The sequence below is a fragment of the Enterobacter quasimori genome, from assembly GCF_018597345.1.
Classification (GTDB): Bacteria; Pseudomonadota; Gammaproteobacteria; order Enterobacterales; family Enterobacteriaceae; genus Enterobacter; species Enterobacter mori.
Genome location: NZ_JAHEVU010000024.1, coordinates 1 through 245 on the forward strand (window position 1 = coordinate 1; position 245 = coordinate 245).

At 66.9% G+C, this 245-nt stretch carries 1 pseudogene; it reads right to left on the reverse strand.

The annotated features are described in order from the left end of the window. Positions 1-245 (reverse strand): annotated as a pseudogene (locus KK102_RS22130) (type VI secretion system Vgr family protein); the annotation flags it as partial.

Below are 245 nucleotides of genomic sequence, written 5' to 3' on the forward strand. Positions count from 1 at the left end.
CCGTAGGTGCGCGGCCACGCCGTGCTCTGCACCGGGCGGTAGGCCACCGCCGACGGGATGACCGTGAAATCGGTGCGGTGAATGGTCTCCCCCTCGCCGCTGGCGTAGCGGTTCTCTTCGAGGTGGTAACCCGCCGCCGTCACCAGATACTCACCGTTGTCGCTGAAGAACGGCGCGTTGGTTAACGTGAAGGTGTGCCCCGGCGCAATCCCCGCCGCCGTCGCGGTGGCCTGAATCTGCTGATG